Source organism: Jeongeupia sp. USM3, from assembly GCF_001808185.1.
Classification (GTDB): domain Bacteria; phylum Pseudomonadota; class Gammaproteobacteria; order Burkholderiales; family Chitinibacteraceae; genus Jeongeupia.
On sequence record NZ_CP017668.1, the window covers coordinates 1,391,989 to 1,413,069 of the forward strand.

Sequence of the window (21,081 nt, forward strand, 5' to 3'; positions counted from 1 at the left end):
GTCGACTCATCCACGTTCTGACCAAGAACCTCGAGAAACAGTAAGCACGGCGGTCTAAACCCCGCCGGCTGCGCTGGCTGCGGTGCAGCCCGCGTTTCGCGCGCCTTGCCGGCACCGTTTCGCCGGCTTGTGCCTGCCCACCTGAGCGCCGCCCGTTCTGCCGCGGCACCTTTCGGCCCCGTTCGGGGCACGAAATCCGCTGTACCAAAGTGCACTCCCGGATTCCGCGCGCCGGACGGCTTCGGCCCGCTCGCCGGCCGGAATGCGGCTGACCTCAGCGCGGATACGCCGCGTCGCGGATCTCGCGCATGCCGACGAACTTGAAGCCGCGCTCAAGAATCGCGTCGCGGAACACCGGATCGGCGAACAGCGCGGCGTCGCCGGTCCGTACGCGCCAGTCGGCGGCGATTGCGCGCAGCTCGGGCGTGTCGTCGGCCGGGTGGCCGATCAGGCAGTGGACGCCGGCGCCGAGCGTGTCGAGCCAGTCCAGCGCCCAGGTACGGCGCTCGGCCAGCTCGAACGCCTCGCCGAACGGCAGCCCGTTGAAGCTGTCGATCAGCACCGTTTCGCCGGCCGCTTCGCGTGCGCAGATCTGCTCGTACATCGTCTGTGCAAGCGCCTGATCGAGCACGCACCATTGGGCGATGTCGGCCGCGCTCCAGCGCGGGATCAGCGGCGGCAGACTGTACTGGTGCGCCAGATCGAGGTAGACCGGCAGCAGCGCCGGACTGAACATCGTCAGCATGTGCGAGTCGAGATGGGTCAGCTCGACGCCGGCCGCGATCGCGCGTTCGATCTGTGCGGTCAGCTCGGCCCGTGCCGCATCGACGCGAGCATGCGCGTGCGTCGGCTTGGCCAGCGGGTGGAAATAGCCTTCCGGCCCGGTCAGCCCGTCTTCGGGCGCGCTGCGCGTGACCGGCCCCCAGCGGTAATGCTGCCATTCGCAATTGAGCGTCAGGTGCACGCCGAGGTCGGCGCGCCGGCCCAGCCGTTGCGCTTCGATCGCGGCGGCCGGGAACCAGCTGCAGGGCGGCATCGCCGACGCGGACGTCATCAGGCCGAACTCGACCAGACGGGCCCAGGCCGACACGGTCGCCTGGCACATGCCGATATCGTCGGCGTGGATGATCAGGACGCGGGCGTCGGCGTCGAAGCCGAGTTTTTGCTGCAAGGTCATCGGGCAACTCCTGGATACGGAACGGTGCCGGCAGTATGCGCCCGCCGGCCAGCCGGCTCGCTGCGGCAGACTCAACTGGGCAAGGCGTGCCAAGCCGGTGCGGCGACCGGTTCGTCCTTGCCGAGCAACTCGCACAGCAGCGACTGCAACCGGGCCAGATCGATCGGCTTGGGCAGGAAGGCGTTCATTCCGGCATCGCGGCACACCTGCTCGCTGTCGTGGTTGGCGTTGGCGGTCAGCGCGACGATGGGCCAGTCGCGGCTGCGCGGCTCGGCGCGCAGGCGGCGCGTCGCCTCGAGCCCGTCCATCACCGGCATCTGCCAGTCCATCAGCACCAGATCGTAGGCCTGGCTCTCGGCCAGTTTCAGCGCCTCGGCACCGTTGGCGGCGATCGCGACCTCGTAGCCGAGCCGGTTGAGGAAGACCTCGATCACGCGCTGGTTCACCGGGCTGTCCTCGGCGAGCAGGATGCGCCGCAACGTCGCCGGCAGGCAGGGCGGATCGCTGCGGCGGGCATCGAACACCAGCGGGTGCACGAGCAGGCCGTAGAGTTGCCGGATCAGCGCCGTGTAGCCGATCAGCGGCTTCTTCACCCGTCGCTCGCCCGGCCGGCTCAGCACCCCGGCGGTCCAGCACAGCAGCACGCGGTGCTTGTCGGCAGGAATCTCGCCGGCAAACGCCTCGTCGGCGATCACGAGCTGGGCCGAGTGCGGGTCGACCCATTCGACGCCACAGCCGCCCAGATAGGCGGTGACGTTGTCGCGGTAGACGCTGCTGCCGAGCCAGGCAAAGCGCCGGCCGGTGAGAAACGCCGTCTCGGCGCCGGCGGGCTGCCATTGCGCGCCCCAGCCGGCCAGTTGCAGCGCGGCGTTCGCCGGCAACCTGAACCAGAACGACGACCCGGCACCGGGGACGGTGTGGACGCCGATTTCGCCGCCCATCAGCTCGACAAGCAGCTTGCTGATCGCCAGCCCCAGCCCGGTGCCGCCATAGCGTCGCGTCGACCCCGACTCGGCCTGGAAAAAGCGCTGGAACAGCGAGGCCTGCTTGTCGGTGGCAATGCCATGGCCGGTGTCGGTCACCGTCACGCTGAGCGCGCCGTCGGCGTCGGTCGCCAGCTGCACGCCGACCTGGCCGCGATCGGTGAACTTGATCGCATTGCCGACCAGATTGACCAGCACCTGCTTGAAGCGGACCGGGTCGCCCTGATAGCCGGGCACCGAGACGCCCTGTACGTCGAGCAGCAGCTCGAGCCGCTTTTCGGCCGCGCGCGCCGCGAGCATCGTGCATGCCTCGGCGGCGACGCTGCGGACGTCGAACGGCCGCGACTCGAGGCTGAACTTGCCCGATTCGATCTTCGAATAGTCGAGCAGATCGTTGATCAGCGACATCAGCGTATCGCCGGACTGGACGATGGTGTCAACGAAATCGCGCTGGTCGAGCGTCAGCGGCGTGTCGCCGAGCAGTTGCAGGAAACCGAGCATGCCGTTGAGCGGCGTGCGGATCTCGTGGCTGATCGTCGCCAGGAAGGCGCTCTTGGCATGGCTGGCCGCCTCGGCCTCGTCGCGCGCACTCGCCAGCTCCTGCGCCTGCTGCGACAGCCGCGCGTTCAGCGCGCGCATCTCGGCCTCGACCCGCTTGTTGCCGATGAACTGCGAGACGATCGACGCGAATAGCTTGAGCACCTCGCGCTGGTACGGTTGCAGCGGCCGGCGGCGCAGGAAGTTGTCGGCAGCGATCCAGCCGATCATCTGCTCGTCGATCCACAGCCCGATCATCGCGTTCCAGCCGCGGCCGACGACGACCTTGTCGTAGTACAGCGCGGCGTCTTCGTTGACGATCACCTCGCCGGGGCGGCGGCGGCTTTCGTCGAGCATCATGTGTTGCGGCAGGGTGCTGACGAACCAGTGCTCGCTGGTCACCTGGCCGTCGTTGCCGGTGCCATAGGTGCCGCGCATCTCGTTGCGCGCATCGTCGGCCTCGAAGATCGCCATCCGGTCGATATCGAGTTCGGACAGGGCGAGCGTCACGGCGCGGCAGTACAGCGCATCCAGATCGGGGGCCTCGGCGAGCTGCAGCGTCACCTGGTGCAGCTTCTGCAGCAGGCCGCGGTAATCCTCGGCGCGGGCCAGGCTCGCCTGCAGCTTGCCGGTCATTTCGTCGAGCGAGCGGTTGTGACCGTCGACGACCGCCGCCCAGCGCTCGGCGACCAGCGCCGCCAGCGCCTCGCATTCGCGCCGGAACGTCGTCGACGTCAGCAACTCGTCGAGCACCGGCCGGTCGGTCAGCTCGGCGTAGAGCAAGGCAACGAGCCCGCCCTGCGTCTGCAGCGGCAGCAGCAGGCCGTAGCGGCGCTGGGCCGCACCGGCGTCGTCGTCCCAGATCTCGCTCGCCTGATAGTCGAGCTGGCGGATCGTTGTCGCCGGCTCGCCCAGTTGCCAGACGAGTTCGTCGACCGGCAGGCCGAAGAAGCTTTCCGGCAACTGGGGCTCGGCGAACGACAGCGCGCGCTGGCCGGCGACGGCCTGCGCGTGGACGCGGGGCGCCCCGCCCTCCGGCAGCACCAGGAAGACCCGCGATGCGTCGAAAGCGCTCAGCGCGGTCTCGACGACGGCGAGCGAAAACAGCTCCCAGCTGTCTGCCTGAACGAGTGAATCAAACTGGAAATGGGATTTTCGTCTCATGGCTTACATACACTAGAAGTCATTGCCACCCCATCATAAACAAGCCGCGCCGGACGGCGCCGCCGATCGCGCCCGGCCGCGTATAATCGACGGTTTTACTGTTATTTCCGCAACATGACGCACCCCACCGCCCGCATCGAATCGCTAGACCACGAAGGCCACGGCGTCGCGCGCGTCGACGGCAAGACCATCTTCATCGACGGCGCGCTGCCGTTCGAGACGGTCAGCTACCAGAGCTACCGCAAGAAGCCCAATTTCGAGAATGCGCAGGCGCTCGAGATCCACAACGACAGCTTCATGCGCACCACCCCGAAGTGCCCGCACTTCGGCGTCTGTGGCGGCTGTTCGATCCAGCACATGGAGTTCGGCGCGCAGGTCGCGGCCAAGCAGCGCATCCTCGAGGACAACCTCGAGCGCATCGGCCATGTCGGCGCCGAAACCAGCCTGCCGCCGATCTACGGCACGGCCTGGGGCTACCGCCACCGCGCGCGGCTGTCGGTGCGCCATGTCGCCAAGAAGGGCGGCGTGCTGGTCGGCTTCCACGAAAAGCGCTCGCGCTACATCGCCGACATGACCGAATGCCACGTGCTGGTACCGCATGTCGCCAGGCAGCTGCCGGCGCTGCGCGAGCTGGTCGCCAGGCTGTCGATCGTCACGCAAATGCCGCAGATCGAGGTGGCCGTCGGCGAGAACGTCACCGTGCTGGTGTTCCGCAATATGGTCGACATCACCTTGGAGGACGAAGCGCACTTCAAGGCCTACGCCGATCAGTGGAACGTGCAGATCTGGCTGCAGCCCAAGGGCCCGGACACCGCCTACCCGCTGTATCCGAAGAACGCACCGATGCTCAGCTACACGCTGCCCGAGTACGGCATCGAAATGCCGTTCAAGCCGACCGAGTTCACCCAGGTCAACCACGCGGTCAACCGGGTGATGGTCGAGCGCGCGATCAATATGCTCGACCCGCAGCCGGGCGAGGTGATCGCCGACATGTTCTGCGGCCTCGGCAACTTCACGCTGCCGATCGCCCGCCGCGGCGCCAGGGTGCTCGGCATGGAAGGCAGCAAGCAGCTGGTCGAGCGCGCGTTCGAAGGCGCGCGCCACAACCGGCTCGAGCACATGACCGACTTTGCGGTCGCCAATCTGTTCGAGATGACCGAGGAATGGCTGGACAAGCTCGGCCGCTTCGACAAGATGCTGATCGACCCGCCGCGCGACGGCGCGATCGATCTGGTCAAGGCGATCAGTGCCGAGCACGGCCCGAAGCGCATCGTCTACGTCTCCTGTAGCCCGTCGACCTTGGCGCGCGACGCCAACGTGCTCGTCAACGTCAAGGGCTACACGCTCAAGGCCGCCGGCGTGATCAACATGTTCCCGCACACCGCGCATGTCGAATCGATCGCCTGGTTCGAAAAGACCGGCCCGGGGATGAGCCGCGAGCAAGTCGCCGAAATGGAAGCCGCCGAAGCCGCACTGCGCGAAGCGGTCAAGGCCGAGCAGAAGGCCGCCGCCGCGCTGGAGAAAGCCCGGCGCGCCGAGAAGGAAGCCGAGCTCGCCGAAGCGCGCGCCCGCAAGGCCGCCGAGAAGGAAGCACGCCGCGCGCACTATCTGGCCAACCGCGTGGCACAGGAAGGCGGCGACACCGGCGACAAGCCCGCCGAGTAAGCGCCCTGCACCAGCAAAGTCCGCCGCAAGGCGGACTTTGCATTTGCGGCCAGAGCAACGACCCCGGGTACCGGGGTATATCAGTACATCAACGACTGGGCGCCGGACCCCAGGTCTGCGCCCCCGTCACACCAAGCCCGGGTATGCTGCAGTTGCCGCCTTTCGAAGCGACCCTCGCGGCGACCGGTGAAGCGAATTCCGGCCCGTCACACAGGAGAAATCATGCTGCTGTTTCAATGTTCCGGCGCCGCCTGCGAAGCGCTGACGTCAACGCGCAAAGGCCAGGTCGCGAGCTGGATCGGTGCCGAGCCGGTCGATCCCGCGTCGGCCTGGGTTTGGCAACTGCATGCGGTCAAGATAGACCGCAAGCTGGTATATGTGGCGATGCAGCGTGACACCCGGTTCGCCATGGCGTTCTGGGGGCTGAAAAAAGGCGATGGCGAAGCGCTGCTGCGATTGTTTGTCGAGCGGCTGGTAAATCACCTGCTGTGGCTGAATCAGGGTATCGGCTGGCTGGATGAGGTGGCCGCCGATGCGGCGATCGAGCGTCTGCTGCTGCAGCATCGCGATTTCCGCTTTGCGGCCGGAGGCGATCGCAGCGTGCAAACGCATATCAACGACGTGGTGCACGCCTGCCGCGATGCGGTTTGGGAGGTAGGCTACCTGCCCGACAACCAGGAAGAAGCCGCCGGGATTGACGGACAACAGAATCGGATGTTGCGCAGCGTGCGCGGCGGTGATTACTTCGTGCCGGATGAAGAACTGCTCTGCCATTGGCTGCAAAGCTGCGCCGGCGCGGATGCAGTACAGATCGAGGCGGTACGCGAACGCATTTCGTCACAGCATCGCACGCGCAGGGCGATACAGATCGCCGACGCCATCGATGCGACCAACCTGCCTCCCGGGCTGTTCGCCGGCCCGCTGGGCAAGGAGCTGCTGGCGCTGCTGAAGACGAAACGCTAAGCCACCCACCGCGGCACCTGCCACATTGTGTGGGCGTTTGGTCAACCGTATCGACACCGGCAAAGCGCTAGGATCACAACTGGAGACGCTCCGGTCGCGATCCTCGAGGACACTGCCACGCGGCACGACTCGGGAACCTTCCCCCCAGTCGTGCCGCCTGCCGCTTACTTCTTCGACTTCTTGGCGGGGGCTCCCTTAGGTGCCTTCTTGCCACCGGCCGCTTCGTACTGGGCATGTGCTTCAGCCGCGATCTTGCGGATCGCCGCGCCAATCCGCGCGTAGTCCGATTCGTTCAGGTTGGCGAGCGAGACGCGACCCGACGGATTGGTGGTGCCGAAGCCCTTGCCCGGCAGCAGCACGATGCCGGTTTCTTCCGCCAGCCGCAGCAAGCCCTCGTTCGGCTTGAGCGAGCTGAACAGCCAGTCGGCGAAGTCCTTGTCGTACAGCTGGGTCAGGATCGTTTCCCAGTCGAGCAGGTGGTAGTAGTCGATGGTGTTCGCATCATGCGGTACCGGCAGGCCCAGCTCGCGGTAGAGCGCGACCTTGCGGCGGCGGACGATGCGCTTCATCGCGTTCTTGTATGCCTCCGGCTCGTCCATCAGCGCGAATAGCGAGAACAGTGCCATTTGCGCCTGCACCGGCGTCGACAGCCCGGCGGTGTGGTTGAGCGCAACGGTGCGGCTGTCGGCGACCAGGCGGTCGATGAACTTGAGCTTGCGCGGTTCGGTGGTGATCGAGCCGTAACGCTCGTCCAGCTGCTTTTTCTTGGCCTCGGGCAGCTTGGCGATGGTCGCGTCGAGCACGTTGTCCTCGTGCGTCGCGACCACGCCCAGGCGCCAGCCGGTCGCGCCGAAATACTTCGAGTACGAGTAGACCAGGATGGTGTTGTAGGGGCAGATCGCGAACAGCGAGACGAAGTTGTCGGCAAAGGTGCCGTAGACGTCGTCGGTCAGGATGATCAGGTCCGGACGCTTCTTGACGATACCGGCGATGTATTCCAGCACTTCGTCGCTGATCTTTGTCGACGGCGGATTGCTCGGGTTGACGAGGAAGAAGGCCTTGACCTTCGGGTCGAGCAGCTTGTCGAGCTCCTTGGTCGTGAACTGCCAGTTGTTTTCCGGCGGCGCATCGACGTGCACGACATCGAGCTGGTAATCGTTGAGCTCGGGGATTTCGATGTAAGGCGTGAAGATCGGCATGCCCAGCGCGATCGTGTCGCCCTTTTCGAGCAGGTGGTTTTCGCGCAGGCAGTTGAACAGGTAGGTCATCGCCGCGGTGCCGCCCTCGACCGCGTACATGTCGAAATGCCCCTTGAACGGGTAGGTGCCGATCATTTCGCGATGGATGTACTGCGCGACGATCTTCTCGCTCAGTACCAGCATCCGGTCCGGGACCGGGTAGTTGCAGCCGAGGATGGCTTCGCACATCTCGTAGATGAAATCACCGGCCGACAAGCCGAGCTGGTCGCGGACATACGAGACGGCAGACTCGATGAAGGCGATGCCCGGTACGCCGGCGTGGGCCTTGGTGAAGATCTCGAAGCGCGCCTCAATCCCGTCGCGCTGCGGAAAGCCGCCGACGCCTTCTGGCATGTAGACGAAGGAACGCTCCGATTCGGTCATCGCAAACAGGCCGAACTGGAAGAAGCCGTGGCGCGGCACGGTGGCGAGGAAATTCGGGTTGCCGCGGCCGGCATTGAGCATCAGCTTGTCGCTCTGGCTGGCCGCCTTGATCAGCACATCCTTCAACTCGAACGGGCTGAGACCGGAGAATTCTTCGATGTTTTTGAAACTCATGGTGTACTCCTTGTTGAGTCGTACTTGGACCGACGGGGTTACATGAAGGCGATGACCAGCGGCCCCAGCAACGTGAGCAGCACGTTGGCTAGCGCATAGGTGATCGCGAACGGTACGGTGGGAATCGAGTTCTCGGCCTTGTCGAGGATTTCGCCGAAGGCCGGATTGGCGCTGCGCGAACCGGCCAGCGCGCCGGCCAGGACGGCGACGTTGTCGTAGCGCAGCACATAGCGGCCGAACAGCATCGTGAGCAGCAGCGGGATGATGGTGACGGCGACGCCGACGAGGAAGATCGTGAAGCCGTGCTCCCGAACGGTTTCAACGGCCTGCAGGCCCGATGACAGCCCGACCACGACGACGAAGCCGGCCAAGCCCAGGTCCTTCAGGATCTGCACCGCACCGCCGGGCATCGCACCGAAGGTCTGCTTCTTGGCCCGGTACCAGCCGAACAGCAGGCCCGAGAGCAAGGCTCCGCCGCCGCTGCCCAGCGTGAGCGGAATCGAGCCGATCTTGACGACCAGCAGGCCGATCAGCAGACCGACCACCAGACCGGCGCCCATGTAGACGAAGTCGGTTTTTTCGGTATGGATCACGGTGTAGCCAACCAGGCCGGCCACGCGACTCACATCCTTTTCCGCGCCGTACACGGTGAGCACGTCGCCGGTCTGGACGAGGGTCTCCGGCGACATCGGCAAGGGCTTGCCCATCCGCGCAAGCCCGACCGCATAGGCGCCGTGGCGTACTTCGGGAGAGGCTTCGGCGGCGATCTGGCCGAGCGACTTGTTCTGCAACTGCTTGCTGGTGATCACGATGTCGATACGCTGCATCGCCAGGTCCATGCCGGGTTCGCCGTGGACTTCGCGCCCGATGGCACTGGCCTGCTCGAGCACGGCGGTACGCCGGCCGACCAGCAGCACGATGTCGTCCTGCGACAGGACGAGCTCGGCGGACGCGGCAATGATCTGCCCGGCGCGCTTCACCCGTTCGATCGTCGTCGGCGGCGTCGACGATTGCTCGATCTCGCCGACAGTACGCCCGGCGGCCTTTTCGACGCGATATACCCGGCCGACCAGTTGCGGCACCGCTGCGAGCTGTCCAGGCCCGAGTACCTGCACGCCGGCCTGCATCGCGGTTTCGGCCGCGATGGCGTCGTCACGGATGCTGCGGCCCATGAACTTCGGCAGGATGTTGACGCAAACGATGATCGCGCCGAACGAGCCGAACACATAGGTCACCGCATAGCCGATGGCGACGTTGGCCTGCAGCTGCTTGAGTTCCTCGGCCGGCAAGCCGAGCTTGGCAAGCGCATCGCCCGCCGTGCCGATGATGGCCGATTGCGTCAGTCCGCCGGCGGCAATGCCGGCCGCAAGGCCCTTGTCGAGCCCGGTCAGCTTGGCCAGGAGGACCACGGTCAGCAGGCCGGTGGCCGCCAGGACGACGGCCAGGATGATTTCGCGAATCGACTGCTTGCCGATCGAGTTGAAGAACTGCGGACCGCTCTCGTAACCGACCGCGTAGATGAACAGCGCAAACAGCACCGCCTTGACGCCCGGGTCGATCGACACGCCGACCTGGCTGATCACGACCGCAACCAGCAAGGAACCGGCGACCCCGCCCAGCTGGAACTTGCCGAAATTGATCTTGCCGATCCGGTAACCGAGCGCCAGAGAGAGAAACAGCGCAATCTCTGGAGAATGCTTGAAGATTTCGTGTAACCAATCCACGGTGTGCACCTCTTTTTTGTTGGTCAGTTGCTAAGAAAAGCGGTCAGCGCACGACAACCTGACCCGCCAGGAAAATGATCAGCGGCCCCATCAGCGGCAGCACGATGTTGGAGATGGCGTAGGTAATCGTGTAACCGAGCAGCGGTGTCGCATTGCCGGCAGCATTGACCACGGCGCTCAATGCCGGCGTGCTGCATTGCTGACCGGCAATCGCACCGAGCAGCACCGGGCTGTCGAGCTTCAGGACGAAGCGCCCCAGCAGCAGTGACAGCGTGGCCGGCACCAGCGCGATCAGTACGCCGGTGATCGGCAGCGCGATGCCGTAGCTTTTGATCAGCGCCATCGCCTGCGGCCCCGAGGACAGCCCGACGCAGGCGATGAACATCGCCAGGCCGAGGTCTTTCATCAGTTCGATCGCCGAGGCCGGGATATGGCCAACACCGGGACGCAGCGCCTGAAACCAGCCGAACAGCAGGCCCGAGAGCAGCGCACCGCCGCCGGTGCCCAGCGAGAAGTTGACGCCGCCGAGTTTGACGCCCAGACCGCCCACGAGGATGCCGAGCACGATGCCAAGCCCGGCATACGAAAAATCGGTCTCATCGGATTTGTCGATACGCCGGCCGATGTGCGCACTCACTCTGGCAATGTCGCGTGGCGAACCTTGCAGGCGGATCACGTCGCCGGGCTGAAGGCGAAGATCGGGCAGCAGCGGCAGCGGCGCACCCAGCCGGCGTACCTCCAGCAGATGGACCCCGTCGCTGATCCCGGTCCGGCGGGCTTCGCGGCGCAAGTCGCCCAGCGTTCTCTCCGCAAGGCTGCGCCGGTTGAGGACGACGTCTTCGATCTCCACCGCGAAATCGAGCCCGGCCACATGCGCGACTTCCGGGCCCAGCAGGCGGCTGCATGCCAGAACGCTGTCGCGCCGGCCGGTGAGCAGGACGGCGTCCCCGCGCTGCAGGACCAGTTCGGGCGTCGCATCGATCAGTTTGCCGTGGCGCCGGATCCGTTCGATGCCGGCCAGGCCGTCGACACCGGCCTCGATGTCGGCAACGCGCTTTCCCGCCGCGACTTCGATGCGGTAGATGCGCCCGACGATCTCGGGCGCCGCCTGCAGATCGCCGTCATCCTCGCCCTTATCTTGCCCGCCCATCTGCAGCCACAGCGCTTCGGCATCCTTCCTGAGGTTGATTTTCAGCAGTAGCGGAAAGAGCTGGCTGGTGGCAACGACGATGGCGACCAGGCCGAACACGTAGGTGATCGAGTAGGCCGTCACGACATTGGCCTGTAGCTTCTGGATCATGTCCGGACTCAGCGGCAGTTTGGATACCGCATCGGAGGCCGTTCCCACCACGGCGGACTCGGTGGCGGCACCGGCCATCAGGCCGGCGGCGGTCCCCTGATCAAGGCCGAAGAGCCAGGTCGCGCCCATCACCAAGGCCAGCACCACGGCGACTTCCACGGCACACAACAGTCCGAGGCGCAGGCCCTTTGCATTCAGGTTGGCAAAGAACTGCGGCCCGCCGGCATAGCCGAGCGCAAAGATGAAGAGCGCGAAAAACAGCGACTTGACACCCGGCGACGGCTGGACGTCGACGAAGTTGCCGATCAGCAGCGCCGCCAGCAGCGTGCCGCAGACTCCGCCGAGCTGGATCGGCCCGAAACGGACCCGGCCAAAGGCATAACCCGCCGTCAACGACAGGAACAATGCGATGGCAGGGTTCTCCTGCAGCAGAACAAGCGGTAGTTCGGGCATACGCGTTCCGGCTCTCCGATGCTTGAGGTATTTCTCGAGTGCGCTTGCAGCCGACCCAGGAAACTTCCGACAAAAGCTTACACGTTGCCATCGTCATGTAAAGTTTCCGTTTCAAGAGTTCACTTTTTTGTTGTTAAACGTACGATTCATTCATTGATTAACCAGCGCGAAGTGATCGAGAATCAAAGCAATCGGGCACGCCGATACGCGCCAGTGCCCGTCATTGGAGACGACCCGGCGTCCCCCTGCCGCGCTCGCTCCGGCGAGGATTTCCCGGCAACGCCGCAAAGCGCTGCGGCTTCCCGCGGGCTGCGCATCGCCGCCGACAGGCCTATGCTGGCGCTGGTCAGGCGCGAGCCCGGCGCAAGCGCCTTCGGGGCAATCGGGCCATGCCCGCCGGCAGCATGCTGCGCGCCCGGTCGTCGCCGGCGCGCTTTCACCAGCCGACGTCAACGATCCCAGGTTCCTTTTCCACCCACCATGGACGCGAAAAACCATGAAGCAGCAACAATTGCTGGCCGAAGCCAGGGCCGCCAGGCTGAAGGCCTACGCACCGTATTCGCGCTTTCAGGTCGGCGCGGCGCTGCTCACGCATGACGGCCGGGTGTTCCACGGCTGCAATGTCGAAAACGCCTCGTACGGCCTGTGCAACTGCGCCGAGCGCACCGCATTGTTCGCTGCCGTCGCCGCCGGCTGCCGGCCCGGCGATTTCGCGACGCTCGCCGTCGTCGGCGATACCGACGGCCCGATCGCGCCGTGCGGCGCCTGCCGGCAGGTGATGATCGAGCTCGGCACGCCGGCGCTCGAAGTCGTGCTGGCCAACCTCGCGGGCGACGTCGAAGTCACCAGCGCCGCTGCGCTGCTGCCCGGTGCCTTCTACCTCGCCCCCTTTCACCCAAAGGCCGACGGTGAGCCCGATGCAGCAAGCTGAGGTCTTCCACCTCGGCCTGAGCAGGGCCGACCTCGCCGGCGCGACGCTCGCCATCGTCCCGGGCGATCCGGCGCGCAGCCAGCGCATCGCCGGACTGATGGACAAGCCGGTACCGCTCGCCAGCCACCGCGAGTTCACCTCGTGGCGCGGCGAGCTCGGCGGCAAACCGGTGATCGTCTGCTCGACCGGCATCGGCGGACCGTCGACGGCCATCGTCGTCGAGGAACTCGCCCAGCTCGGCATCCGCACCTTCCTGCGCGTCGGCACCACCGGCGCGATCCAGCCGCACATCGGCGTTGGCGACGTGCTGGTCACGACGGCGTCGGTCCGGCTCGACGGCGCCAGCTACCACTACGCCCCGGCGCCCTACCCGGCCGTGGCCGACTTCGACTGCACGGCCGCGCTGGTTGCCGCGGCGAAAGCGGCCGGCGCGAGCGTCCACGTCGGCATCACCGCTTCGTCGGACACCTTCCATCCGGGGCAGGAACGCTACGACACGTACTCGGGCCGGGTGAACCGCGAATGGGCCGGGACCATGGCCGAGTGGCAGGCGCTGCACGTGATGAACTACGAGATGGAATCGGCAACGCTGCTGACGATGTGCGCCGCGCTCGGCCTCAGGGCCGGAATGATCGCCGGCGTGATCGTCAACCGCACGAAGCAGGAAACGCCGGACGCAGCAACGATGAAGCGCGCCGAACACACGGCGGTGAGCATCGTCGTCGATGCGGCGCGACGGCTGCTGGCGTGACAGCCTGCTGGACGGGCTTTGGGCGTATCTGGAGCGGCCATCCAGCGCAGCGGTGCTGGCAAGGCGTACGAAACGCCCCGCGGGGACTTCCTGCCGGTCGCAACAGCACGGGCAGTACGGCAAGTGAGCACAACGCAGCCAGCAGGATTTGCGCCCGGCAGGAAGTGCCCTTGGGGCATTAGCCGCGCTTAGCGCCGGCCGGCGGTGACGCGATGCAGGGCCATCCCGGCCAGCATCGCGGCCACGAAGACCAGCGCCTGCGGCGCGCCGGCGCTGAACGCCACCAGCGCCGGCCCCGGGCAGATGCCCGCCAGCCCCCAGCCGGTGCCGAACAGCAGGCTGCCGGCGAGCAGCTTGCGGTCGATCGCCGTCGACGCCGGCAACTGCATGGTCGCGCCGAGCAGCGACACGGTCCGGCGCTTCGCCATGCCGAAACCCGCCAGCCCGACGCCGATCGCGCCGGCCATCACCAGTGCCAGCGACGGATCCCACCGCCCGGCAAGATCGAGAAAACCGGTCACCTTGGCCGGATTGGCCATGCCCGACACGATCAGCCCGAGGCCGAACAGCAGGCCGGCGAGCAATGCACTCAGATTCAGCATCTCAGCCTCCGATCAGATGACGGACGACGAACACGGTGGCGAAACCCGCCGCCATGAAGGCCAGCGTTGCGGCCAGCGAGCGCGGCGACAGCCGCGACAGACCGCAGACGCCGTGGCCGCTGGTGCAGCCCGAACCGAGCCGGGTGCCGAAACCGACCAGCAGTCCGGCAACGATCAGCACGCCCCAGCTGCTGTCGAACTGCAGCCGCGGCAGGGCCGCGACCAGCCGGAACAACCACGGTGCGGCGAGCAGGCCGCCGACGAAGGCGAGCCGCCACGCCGTTTCACCGCGTTGCGGCGCCAGCAGGCCGCCGACGATGCCGCTGATGCCGGCAATCCGGCCGTTGCTCAGCGCCAGCAGGCTGGCGGCCAGACCGATCAGCGCGCCACCGATCAGCGCGCTCCACGGGGTAAATGCGCTCCAGTCTATGGTCATGACTGGGCCTCCCCGTTGTCGCAAAACTGCTGGTAGAGCGTGCCGATCACCGCGATCGCCGCCGCGTTGGCCAGGCTGTAGTAAACCTGCTTGCCGTCCTTGCGCGTCGCGACCAGCCCGGCACGCCGCAGCACGCCGAGCTGCTGCGACAAGGTCGGCTGGTGGATGTCCAGATCGGCCTCGAGCTGGCCGACATTGCGCTCGCCCTGCGACATCCGGCACAGCAGCAACAGGCGGTCCTGATTGGCGAGCGTCTTCAGCAGGTCCACCGCCGCGCCGGCGGCGCTGCGCATTTGCGCGAGTTCGGGGGGCGAAGCATTCATGGCTGTCGTTTCCAGTTCACTTGATGGACACATCATACCAATTAATATTATATTGATAAGTATATTTTCAAACACCGTCACGAGGCTGCCATGAGCAATGCGCCCGGCCCGAACATCGAGGGCTTCCACGACCCGGTCACCGGCACGGTCAGCTATGTCGTCTACGACCGGACCGGCGGGTCAGCCGCGATCATCGATCCGGTGCTCGACTACGCCGCCAACGCCGGTCGCACCGGCAGCCACTCGGTGCAGCGCCTGGTCGACTGCCTGGTCGCCAACGGGCTCACGCTGGCGTGGATCCTCGAAACCCACACGCACGCCGACCACCTCTCGGCGGCGGCGTGGTTACGCGACAGGCTGGGCGGCCGCATCGGCATCGGCGAGCGGATCGGCACCGTGCAGCGTTTCTTTGCCGCGCGCTTCAATCTCGGTGACGCCTTCCCGGCCGACGGTCGCCAGTTCGACCGGCTGTTTGCCGACGGCGAGACCTTCCGGATCGGCGAACTCGAAGCCGAGGTGCTGTTCGTGCCGGGCCATACGCCGGCCGATATTGCCTACCGGATCGGCGACGCGGTCTTCGTCGGCGATACGCTGTTCATGCCCGACCTCGGCACCGCCCGCTGCGACTTTCCCGGCGGCGACGCGGCGACGATGTTCGACTCGATTCAGCGGCTGTTCGCCCTGCCGCCGCAGACCCGGCTGTTCATGTGCCACGACTACGCGCTGCCCGGCCGCGCGCCGTGCTGGACCAGCACCGTCGCCGAGCAGCGCGCGGCCAATATCCACATCGGCGGCGGTACCGGCCGCGATGCCTTCGTCGCGCTGCGCCAGGGCCGAGATGCCACGCTCGACGTCCCGGCGCTGATGCTGCCGGCCATCCAGGTCAACATCCGCGCCGGCGCCCTGCCCGAACCGGAAGACAACGGCACGCGGTATCTGAAGATCCCGCTCGTCCCGCAATGAGGCTCCGTCCACCGGACATGGCCGCCGGGAGCAAGCGGTGACGGTCACCGTGTTGCTCGGCGCACTGATCGGCCTCGTCCTCGGCCTCACCGGCGCCGGTGGCGGCATCCTCGCCGTGCCGGCGCTGATGGCCGGGCTGGGCTGGAGCGTGCAGCAGGCCGCACCGGTGGCGCTGCTCGCCGTCGCCGGCGGCGCGGCGACCGGTGCGCTCGAAGGCTTCCGCCGCGGTCTGGTCCGCTACCGCGCGGCGCTGGTGATGGCGGTCGCCGGCGTGCCGCTGACGGCGGTCGGCCAGTCGGTCGCGCAAGGGCTGTCGCAAACGGTGCTGCAAACGGCGTTCGCGCTGGTGATGCTGGTCGTCGCCGTGCGCCTGCTGACGCCCGGCAGCGGCGAAGGCAACGCCGCTGCACCGTGCCGGGTCGACCCGGACAGCGGCCGGCTAGTCTGGACGCCGGCGACGGCGCTGGCGGTCGCCGCGATCGGGGCGCTGACCGGTTTCGCCACCGGCCTGCTCGGCGTCGGCGGCGGCTTCATCATCGTGCCGGCGCTGCGGCGGCTGAGCAATCTGGGCATGCATGCGATCGTCGCCACCTCGCTCTTCGTCATTGCGCTCGTCGGCAGCGGCGGCATTGTTGCGGCGCTGTGGCACGGCCGCACGCTGTCGCTGGCCGTCGCACTGCCCTTCCTCGCCGCAATCGTCGCCGGCATGCTTGCCGGGCGCACGCTGGTCGCCCGCCTCAGTCCGGCCCGGGTCCAGCGCGGCTTTGCGCTGGCGCTGCTCGCCGTGGCACTGGGCATGCTGGCGGCGACGTGGTGGCCCCGCTGATACGGCTCGCTGAAAGCCGCGCTTTTCGGCTACAATTTTCACCTTTACGCCCCCCGAATTCGCAGGAGAACACCTATGTCGATGGCCGACCGTGACGGCGTCATCTGGTATGACGGCAAACTGGTCCCGTGGCGCGAAGCGACCACGCACGTACTGACCCATACGCTGCACTACGGCATGGGCGTGTTCGAGGGCGTACGCGCGTACGAAACCGACAAGGGCGCGGCGATCTTCCGCCTGCAGGACCACACCGACCGGCTGTTCAACTCGGCCAAGATCCTCGGCATGGCAATGCCGTTCGGCAAGGACGAACTGAACGAGGCACAGCTGGCCGTCGTCCGCGAAAACAAGCTGGCGTCGTGTTACCTGCGCCCGATGGCCTTCTACGGCTCGGGCAAGCTCGGCGTTGCGCCGCCGGCTGGCGACGTGCACGTGATCGTCGCCGCCTGGCCGTGGGGCGCGTATCTGGGCGCCGAAGGCATCGAGCGCGGCATCCGCGTCAAGACCTCGAGCTTCACCCGCCACCACGTCAACATCACGATGTGCAAGGCCAAGGCCAACGGCAACTACATGAACTCGATCCTCGCCAACACCGAAGCGGTGCGCGACGGCTACGACGAAGCGCTGCTGCTCGACGTCGACGGCTACGTGGCCGAGGGTTCCGGGGAAAACATCTTCGTCGTCCGCAAGGGCAAGCTGTACACGCCGGACCTGACCTCGTGCCTCGACGGCATCACCCGCAACACGGTGTTCGAGATCGCGACCGAAATGGGCCTGCAAGTGATCGAGAAGCGCATCACCCGCGACGAGATCTACATCGCCGACGAAGCGTTCTTCACCGGCACCGCCGCCGAAGTCACGCCGATCCGCGAACTCGACAACCGCGACATCGGCGCCGGCTCGCGCGGCCCGATCACCGCGGAAATCCAGAAGCGCTATTTCGACATCGTCCAGGGCCGTGACGCCAAGCGTGCCGAATGGCTCACGCTGGCCAGCTGATTCAGGAAAAAAAGATGCAACTGCACGAAAACACCAAGACGCAGATCGAAGTCACCGCCCACGACCTGCCGCTGCACTGCCCGATGCCGGACATGGTGTCGTGGAACTCGCACCCGCGCGTGTTCATCGACCTGTCCAAGACCGGCGAAGGCCAGTGCCCGTACTGCGGCACCCACTACCGGCTGAAGGCGGGTGAAGTCGTGAAGGGCCATTGATGGCCTGATGTAGCGAATCACAAAGCGGCGCGTGCGCCGCTTTGTCATTTGAAGCACCCGGAGCAAACCATGAACGTGATCGACACAAGCACCGCCGAACACTACCGCTGGGGCGGCACGAACGACGGCTGGCATCTGGTCAGGCAGCCCGGCTTGTCGGTCATCGAGGAGCGCATTCCGCCCGGCGGCAGCGAAGTGCGTCATGCCCACGCCCGGGCAAGGCAGTTCTTCTACGTGCTGGCCGGCGAGCTGGCGATCGAGGTCGACGGCATGACCCACCGTGTCGCTGCCGGCCAGGGGCTGGAAATCGCTCCGGCGCAGGCGCATCAGGTCGCCAACCTCGGCGAGATCGACGCGCGCTTTCTTGTGGTCTCGCAACCACCCTCGCACAATGACCGCGTGCCCGCCCCGCGCGCGGAAACGATGAGCTGTTAACGATGAAGCAAATCCTGATCGTCGCCCCCGCCTGGGTCGGCGACGCCATCATGGCCCAGCCGCTGTACGCCGAACTGCAACGCCGACACCCCGGCGTGGCGATCGACGTGCTTGCGCCGGCCTGGACGCGGCCGGTGCATGCGCGGATGCCGGAAATCCGCGAAGCCATCGACAACCCCTTCGGCCACGGCGAGCTGGCGCTGAAAAAGCGCTGGGCCATCGGCCGCATGCTCAAGGCACGCGGCTACGATCAGGCGATCCTGCTGCCGAACTCGCTCAAGAGTGCACTGGTGCCGGCGTTTGCCGGCATTCCGGTCCGTACCGGCTGGCTGGGTGAATCGCGCTACGGCCTGCTGAACGACTGGCGCAAACTCGACAAGGACCGCTATCCGAAAATGGTCGAGCGCTTCGTTGCGCTCGCGGTGGCCGATGGCGCGCCGCTGCCCGCCGGGCGCCATTATCCGCAACTGAAGATCGACCCGGTGGCGCGCGCCGCGACCTTGGCCAGACTGGGCCTCGACACCGCCAGCCCCATCGTCGCCTGTTGCCCCGGCGCCGAGTACGGCCCGGCCAAGCGCTGGCCGGCACGCCACTTTGCCGAGTTCGCCCGTCACCGGATGGCGCGCGGCGAACAGGTGTGGCTGTTCGGCTCCGCCAAGGACGCCGAGATCGCCGGCGAGATCGAAACCCTCGCCCCCGGCGTGATCAACCTTGCCAGCCGAACCAGCCTTGCCGAAGCGATCGACCTGATGAGCCTAGCCGCGGTCGCGGTCTGCAATGATTCGGGACTGATGCACGTCGCCGCGGCGCTGAACGTGCCGCTGGCGGCGGTCTACGGTTCGTCCAGCCCCGGCTTCACGCCGCCGCTGACCGATCACGCCGAAATCGTCTCGCTGCAGCTGTCGTGCTCGCCGTGCTTTGCGCGCACCTGCCCGCTCGAACACATGAACTGCCTGAACCAGCTCGATGCGGCCCGCGTCGATGCGGCGGTCGAGCGGCTGCGGCCCCGCCCCGGCCAGACCGACGCCTGCTAGTCGCGGAAACCGTCGCCATCGCGCTATGATCGGGGTTTTCCCGCACCGCACCCGACCATGGAATTCCTCGACCTCGCCCCGATCGCCCGCGTCAACGGCACCGTGCAACTGCCCGGCTCCAAGAGCATTTCCAACCGCACCCTGCTGCTCGCCGCGCTGTCCAAGGGCGACACGCAGGTGCGCGGCCTGCTCGCCTCGGACGACACGCAGCGGATGCTCGAAGCGCTCGAAGCGCTCGGCATCGCCTGGGAACAGCAGGGCGACAGCCGCGATTTCGTCGTCCGCGGCGGCGCGGGTGCGTTTCCGGTCAAGCAGGCCGAACTCTTCCTCGGCAACGCCGGCACCGCGTTCCGGCCGCTGACCGCCGCGCTGGCGCTCGCCGGCGGCAGCTACAAGCTTGAAGGCGTCGCACGGATGCACGAGCGCCCGATCGGCGATCTGGTCGACGCGCTGCGCGTCGCCGGTGCGAAGATCGACTACCTCGGCACCGAGGGCTTCCCGCCGCTGCAGATCCATCCGGGCGAAATTGCCACCGGCCGGCGCATTCCGGTCAAGGGCAATGTCTCGAGCCAGTTCCTCACCGCGCTGCTGATGGCGCTGCCTTTGAGCGGCGAAGACGTGACGATCGAAGTCGTCGGCGAGCTGATCTCCAAGCCCTACATCGAGATCACGCTGAACCTGATGGCCAAGTTCGGCGTCACCGTCGAGCGCCATGGCTGGCAGGAGTTCGTCATCAAGGGCGGCCAGACCTATGTGTCGCCCGGCGAGATCTTCGTCGAAGGCGACGCGTCGAGCGCGTCGTACTTCCTCGCCGCCGGCGCGATCGGCGCACTGGGCGGCGGTGCGGTCCGCGTCGAGGGGGTCGGCAGCGAAAGCATTCAGGGCGACAAGCGCTTTGCCGAGACACTGGCGCAGATGGGCGCGCAGATCAGCTGGGGCCCGAACTGGATTTCAGCGGCACCGCCCGCATCGGGCAGGCTCAGGGCGCTCGACGTCGACCTCAACCACATCCCCGATGCGGCGATGACGATCGCCGTCGCCGCGCTGTTCGCCGACGGCACGACGACGATCCGCAATATCGAAAGCTGGCGCGTCAAGGAAACCGACCGCCTCAGCGCAATGGCAACCGAGCTGCGCAAGGTCGGCGCCACCGTCGAGGAAGGCCAGGACTACATCGTCGTGACGCCGCCGGCGGCGCTGACGCCGAATGCCGAAATCGGCACCTACGACGACCACCGGATGGCAATGTGCTTCTCGCTGGTCGCGCTCGGCGGCGTGCCGGTGCGCATTCTCGATCCGAACTGCACCGCCAAGACTTTCCCGACCTACTTTGCCGAACTGGCGCGCATCGCCGGCTGAGCGCACCTGCCCCCTGCAGGCTGCGTTGCGCCGGATGTGTACCCGGCAGGACGTCCCCCAGGGGCTTTAACCGCTCCGTTTCACGCAACCGGGAGGGCCGGCATTGCCGGCCTTCTTTCATTCGTGGTCAGAGCAGGGCTACACGCCCCGTAAACCGACATGATTGTCGGCAGACGGCCCGCTACCGTCCGCCTTGCCGAAGCCGACGCGCGTCGGCCACCGGCGCCTGCGAGTGGCCAGCCCGCGCCCGCGCCGCGTCGCCGGGCCGGTTTGCAACGAACTGGCATCAGCCCTGTCCGGCTGTTGATACCAGCTTGTTTTGCAAGACAAATCCAATTCCGGTTGTCACCGGGCAGACCAAAAACAGACAGCGCCGTACGCCTTGCATCCGCCCATTCTGCGCCTTGCTTACAGGCCGGCGGCCCGGATTTGCACCGGAATCGCG

19 protein-coding genes are annotated in these 21,081 nt (G+C 66.6%); 11 read left to right on the forward strand and 8 right to left on the reverse strand.

Going from position 1 to position 21,081, the window contains the following annotated elements; genetic code table 11:
- Nucleotides 1-274 precede the first annotated feature (274 nt).
- Entirely contained in the window at nt 275-1,177 is a 903-nt protein-coding gene (locus tag BJP62_RS06530) for a polysaccharide deacetylase family protein (protein WP_070528057.1), read from the reverse strand.
- Between the two features lie 71 nt (nt 1,178-1,248).
- Nucleotides 1,249-3,861, reverse strand: a complete 2,613-nt coding sequence (locus BJP62_RS06535; protein WP_070528058.1) for an ATP-binding protein — start codon at nt 3,859-3,861, stop codon at nt 1,249-1,251.
- Nucleotides 3,862-3,975: 114 nt separating this feature from the next.
- On the opposite strand from BJP62_RS06535, the gene rlmD reads away from it, so the two are divergent.
- Both rlmD and BJP62_RS06545 read left to right on the forward strand, forming a co-directional pair.
- Nucleotides 3,976-5,526, forward strand: coding sequence for a 23S rRNA (uracil(1939)-C(5))-methyltransferase RlmD (gene rlmD, locus BJP62_RS06540; RefSeq protein ID WP_070528061.1), 1,551 nt, complete (start codon nt 3,976-3,978; stop codon nt 5,524-5,526).
- A 222-nt stretch (nt 5,527-5,748) separates the two neighbouring features.
- Nucleotides 5,749-6,489 carry a hypothetical protein gene (locus BJP62_RS06545; RefSeq protein ID WP_070528064.1) on the forward strand — a complete coding sequence of 247 codons (741 nt, stop codon included), beginning with the start codon at nt 5,749-5,751 and terminating at the stop codon, nt 6,487-6,489.
- Nucleotides 6,490-6,653: 164 nt separating this feature from the next.
- Here the strand turns inward: BJP62_RS06545 and BJP62_RS06550 are convergent, their stop codons facing one another.
- From BJP62_RS06550 to aspT (BJP62_RS06560), 3 genes are read right to left on the reverse strand one after another with little or no spacing between them, the layout of a single operon-like run.
- Nucleotides 6,654-8,285 (reverse strand): bifunctional aspartate transaminase/aspartate 4-decarboxylase, encoded by a 1,632-nt coding sequence (locus BJP62_RS06550; RefSeq protein WP_070528066.1) that lies wholly within the window; start codon nt 8,283-8,285, stop codon nt 6,654-6,656.
- A gap of 38 nt (nt 8,286-8,323) precedes the next feature.
- Entirely contained in the window at nt 8,324-10,009 is a 1,686-nt protein-coding gene (gene aspT, locus BJP62_RS06555; protein ID WP_070528068.1) for an aspartate-alanine antiporter, read from the reverse strand.
- 43 nt (nt 10,010-10,052) lie between these two features.
- A complete protein-coding gene (gene aspT, locus BJP62_RS06560) occupies nt 10,053-11,762 on the reverse strand; it encodes an aspartate-alanine antiporter (RefSeq protein WP_070528071.1) in 1,710 nt (569 codons plus the stop codon).
- 223 nt (nt 11,763-11,985) lie between these two features.
- Between aspT (BJP62_RS06560) and BJP62_RS19305 the strand changes: the two genes are divergently transcribed.
- Entirely contained in the window at nt 11,986-12,693 is a 708-nt protein-coding gene (locus BJP62_RS19305; RefSeq protein ID WP_374749740.1) for a cytidine deaminase, read from the forward strand.
- A complete protein-coding gene (gene udp / locus BJP62_RS06570; RefSeq protein WP_070528076.1) occupies nt 12,680-13,444 on the forward strand; it encodes a uridine phosphorylase in 765 nt (254 codons plus the stop codon). Before BJP62_RS19305 ends, udp begins: the two co-directional genes overlap by 14 nt.
- A 188-nt stretch (nt 13,445-13,632) precedes the next feature.
- Here the strand turns inward: udp and BJP62_RS06575 are convergent, their stop codons facing one another.
- The 3 genes from BJP62_RS06575 to BJP62_RS06585 are packed head-to-tail and all read right to left on the reverse strand — an operon-like array spanning nt 13,633 to nt 14,805.
- Nucleotides 13,633-14,046 carry a DUF6691 family protein gene (locus BJP62_RS06575; protein WP_070528078.1) on the reverse strand — a complete coding sequence of 138 codons (414 nt, stop codon included), beginning with the start codon at nt 14,044-14,046 and terminating at the stop codon, nt 13,633-13,635.
- 1 nt (nt 14,047) lies between these two features.
- Entirely contained in the window at nt 14,048-14,482 is a 435-nt protein-coding gene (locus BJP62_RS06580) for a YeeE/YedE family protein (protein ID WP_070528081.1), read from the reverse strand.
- The gene (locus BJP62_RS06585) at nt 14,479-14,805 is read right to left on the reverse strand and encodes a helix-turn-helix transcriptional regulator (protein ID WP_083300754.1); all 327 of its coding nucleotides are present in this window, start codon (nt 14,803-14,805) and stop codon (nt 14,479-14,481) included. The genes BJP62_RS06580 and BJP62_RS06585 overlap by 4 nt, the downstream gene beginning before the upstream one ends.
- Before the next feature lie 90 nt (nt 14,806-14,895).
- Between BJP62_RS06585 and BJP62_RS06590 the strand changes: the two genes are divergently transcribed.
- The 7 genes from BJP62_RS06590 to aroA all read left to right on the forward strand — a co-directional run bounded on the left by BJP62_RS06590 (nt 14,896) and on the right by aroA (nt 20,636).
- A complete protein-coding gene (locus BJP62_RS06590; protein WP_070528084.1) occupies nt 14,896-15,768 on the forward strand; it encodes an MBL fold metallo-hydrolase in 873 nt (290 codons plus the stop codon).
- 37 nt (nt 15,769-15,805) lie between these two features.
- Entirely contained in the window at nt 15,806-16,594 is a 789-nt protein-coding gene (locus BJP62_RS06595) for a sulfite exporter TauE/SafE family protein (RefSeq protein ID WP_070528093.1), read from the forward strand.
- A 75-nt stretch (nt 16,595-16,669) separates the two neighbouring features.
- Nucleotides 16,670-17,593: a branched-chain amino acid transaminase gene (locus BJP62_RS06600; protein ID WP_070528095.1), complete on the forward strand. Its 924-nt coding sequence runs from the start codon at nt 16,670-16,672 to the stop codon at nt 17,591-17,593.
- Nucleotides 17,594-17,607: 14 nt separating this feature from the next.
- Nucleotides 17,608-17,808: a zinc-finger domain-containing protein gene (locus BJP62_RS06605; protein ID WP_070528098.1), complete on the forward strand. Its 201-nt coding sequence runs from the start codon at nt 17,608-17,610 to the stop codon at nt 17,806-17,808.
- Between the two features lie 69 nt (nt 17,809-17,877).
- Entirely contained in the window at nt 17,878-18,243 is a 366-nt protein-coding gene (locus BJP62_RS06610) for a cupin domain-containing protein (RefSeq protein ID WP_070528101.1), read from the forward strand.
- Nucleotides 18,244-18,245: 2 nt separating this feature from the next.
- Entirely contained in the window at nt 18,246-19,277 is a 1,032-nt protein-coding gene (waaF, locus tag BJP62_RS06615) for a lipopolysaccharide heptosyltransferase II (RefSeq protein WP_070528104.1), read from the forward strand.
- Nucleotides 19,278-19,334: 57 nt separating this feature from the next.
- Nucleotides 19,335-20,636, forward strand: a complete 1,302-nt coding sequence (aroA, locus tag BJP62_RS06620; protein ID WP_070528107.1) for a 3-phosphoshikimate 1-carboxyvinyltransferase — start codon at nt 19,335-19,337, stop codon at nt 20,634-20,636.
- Nucleotides 20,637-21,081 lie beyond the last annotated feature (445 nt).

What these genes read in the sequence shown, in the direction of transcription:
- BJP62_RS06530 (WP_070528057.1), bottom strand. Translation starts at nt 1,177, where the DNA reads ATGACCTTGCAGCAAAAACTCGGCTTCGACGCCGACGCCCGCGTCCTG.
- BJP62_RS06535 (WP_070528058.1), bottom strand. Translation starts at nt 3,861, where the DNA reads ATGAGACGAAAATCCCATTTCCAGTTTGATTCACTCGTTCAGGCAGAC.
- rlmD (WP_070528061.1), top strand. Translation starts at nt 3,976, where the DNA reads ATGACGCACCCCACCGCCCGCATCGAATCGCTAGACCACGAAGGCCAC.
- BJP62_RS06545 (WP_070528064.1), top strand. Translation starts at nt 5,749, where the DNA reads ATGCTGCTGTTTCAATGTTCCGGCGCCGCCTGCGAAGCGCTGACGTCA.
- BJP62_RS06550 (WP_070528066.1), bottom strand. Translation starts at nt 8,285, where the DNA reads ATGAGTTTCAAAAACATCGAAGAATTCTCCGGTCTCAGCCCGTTCGAG.
- aspT (WP_070528071.1), bottom strand. Translation starts at nt 11,762, where the DNA reads ATGCCCGAACTACCGCTTGTTCTGCTGCAGGAGAACCCTGCCATCGCA.
- udp (WP_070528076.1), top strand. Translation starts at nt 12,680, where the DNA reads ATGCAGCAAGCTGAGGTCTTCCACCTCGGCCTGAGCAGGGCCGACCTC.
- BJP62_RS06575 (WP_070528078.1), bottom strand. Translation starts at nt 14,046, where the DNA reads ATGCTGAATCTGAGTGCATTGCTCGCCGGCCTGCTGTTCGGCCTCGGG.
- BJP62_RS06580 (WP_070528081.1), bottom strand. Translation starts at nt 14,482, where the DNA reads ATGACCATAGACTGGAGCGCATTTACCCCGTGGAGCGCGCTGATCGGT.
- BJP62_RS06585 (WP_083300754.1), bottom strand. Translation starts at nt 14,805, where the DNA reads ATGAATGCTTCGCCCCCCGAACTCGCGCAAATGCGCAGCGCCGCCGGC.
- BJP62_RS06590 (WP_070528084.1), top strand. Translation starts at nt 14,896, where the DNA reads ATGAGCAATGCGCCCGGCCCGAACATCGAGGGCTTCCACGACCCGGTC.
- BJP62_RS06600 (WP_070528095.1), top strand. Translation starts at nt 16,670, where the DNA reads ATGTCGATGGCCGACCGTGACGGCGTCATCTGGTATGACGGCAAACTG.
- BJP62_RS06605 (WP_070528098.1), top strand. Translation starts at nt 17,608, where the DNA reads ATGCAACTGCACGAAAACACCAAGACGCAGATCGAAGTCACCGCCCAC.
- BJP62_RS06610 (WP_070528101.1), top strand. Translation starts at nt 17,878, where the DNA reads ATGAACGTGATCGACACAAGCACCGCCGAACACTACCGCTGGGGCGGC.
- waaF (WP_070528104.1), top strand. Translation starts at nt 18,246, where the DNA reads ATGAAGCAAATCCTGATCGTCGCCCCCGCCTGGGTCGGCGACGCCATC.
- aroA (WP_070528107.1), top strand. Translation starts at nt 19,335, where the DNA reads ATGGAATTCCTCGACCTCGCCCCGATCGCCCGCGTCAACGGCACCGTG.